Annotated in this window: 1 protein-coding gene and 1 pseudogene; both read right to left on the minus strand. The window is 62.2% G+C overall.

Annotation, left to right across the window (positions count from 1 at the left end):
* Positions 1–169: 169 nt before the first annotated feature.
* Entirely contained in the window at positions 170–1,372 is a 1,203-nt protein-coding gene (gene gltS / locus HNR75_RS15385) for a sodium/glutamate symporter (RefSeq protein WP_132978741.1), read from the minus strand.
* Positions 1,369–1,753: pseudogene (locus tag HNR75_RS15390) on the minus strand (hypothetical protein); the annotation flags it as partial. The pseudogene HNR75_RS15390 and the gene gltS, both read right to left, overlap by 4 nt.

Below are 1,753 nucleotides of genomic sequence, written 5' to 3' on the forward strand. Positions count from 1 at the left end.
ATATTGCCGTTCTTTTTAATCGTCAAAGCGTATTACCTCTATTTCTGCACAAGTAGAAAGAGCCCCTTGCTTGAAAACGGGAGTCGATTGCGATTTCCTGGGCGACGACGCCTCGCCAGCGCGTCAGCGATGTATCCATCTGCCAGCTCGCTCCGCTGTTTCGCTTCGCCTAACCGGCCATCAGGCTGATTACCAGTGCGTTCGCAATATCGATGACGAACCCACATACCAGGGGCACCACAATGAACGCCTCGCGTGCCGCACCATGCTCCCGAGTCACCGCCGTCATGTTGGCGATGGCAGTGGCGGTAGATCCCAGCGCAATACCGCCGAAACCCGCGCACACCACGGCGGCTTGGTAATCCTTGCCCATTGCCCGAAAAACAATCAGCAAAACGAATGCGATGACCAGGGCAATCTGCACCAGCATCGCCGCCGTGATGAAGGCAAGCACGGGCTGCAGCTCCCAGAGCCTGAGTCCCATCAGCGCCATGGTCAGAAACAGGCCCAGTGAGATATCGGAGACCAGGGCAATGCCTGGCTGCATGCTCGGCCAGTTCCATAGACGTCCGCCCCCACTCGGCCTCATCCAGTCGGCCACCATGCGCAGGAGAATCCCGGCCAGCAGGCAGCCCACAAAGGCGGGCAGCGTGACGGGGGTACGCGCTACCAAGGCATTGATTCCGTATCCCAGCATCAAGGCCAAGTTGAGCCAGAGCAATGCCAGCAGCACGCCGTAGTAGTCCAGGCGGGCATGCTGCTCATTGCTGTGCAGCGTGCCAATTTCCAGGGCGCTGTCTCCGGCTTGAAGCCGATGCCTGTGCATGAGCAGGCTTGCGATCGGGCCGCCGATGGTGCAGGCCGCGATCAGGCCGATCATGTTCGCTGCCAATCCCAGTTCCTGCGCTTGCGCAATGCCGAGGTTTTGAACGAAGTGATCGGACCAGGCCAAGGTGGTGCCCACGCCTCCGGTCAGGGAAATCGATCCCACCATCAGCCCGGCGCGCGGATCCAGGCCGAAGGCGCGTGCCATCTCCATCCCGGCCAGGTTCTGCAGCACCATGAACCCGATGGCCAACCCCGACAGGATCAGCAAGGGCCGCCCACCATGGCGCAGCGTGCGGGCGTCGGTACCCAGGCCAATGGCCGCAAAGAAGTACAGCAGCAGCGCGTCACGCGCTTCGAGATCGAAACTGACGACGATCCCCGCACCGTAGTACAGGGCGAAGACAACCAGGGCGCAGGCCAGGCCGCCCACCAGGGATTCCGGGATGCTGTATCGACGCAAGATGCCCCAACGCGCAACCAGGCCCTTGCCCACGAACAACAGCACGATGGCGAGCGTGAATCCATGGAAGGCATCGATCGTCATCGCGCCTTCTCCCTGTCCAGGCAGGACAGTGCGTGGCTGGCGGCTATCCACTCTTCGTTGGTGGGCTCGACCGCCACGATGACCTGGCTGTGGTCGCTGGAAATCTTCGCCGCGTGGCGGGCGTTGGCGTCGGTATCCAGGGCAATGCCCAGAAAGCCCAGCGCCGCACAGATGCGCTCGCGAATGAACGCATTGTGTTCACCGACACCCGCCGTGAACACCAACATGTCCAGACCGCCCAGCACGGCGACCAGGGCCCCGATCTCGCGCACGATGCGTCGCACGTAAAGGGCCAGTGCCAAGCGCGCTCGCTCCCCCGTTTCGCCTGCATCGTTCTCGTGCCCGACAATGACGCGCGGCTCGGCCGAGATTCCAGAAACG

It is taken from the genome of Tolumonas osonensis (genome assembly GCF_014202415.1).
Taxonomy (GTDB): domain Bacteria; phylum Pseudomonadota; class Gammaproteobacteria; order Enterobacterales; family Aeromonadaceae; genus Tolumonas; species Tolumonas osonensis.

Excerpts from the sequence above, each read along its gene's own strand:
- gltS (WP_132978741.1), bottom strand. The coding sequence starts at position 1,372 with ATGACGATCGATGCCTTCCATGGATTCACGCTCGCCATCGTGCTGTTG.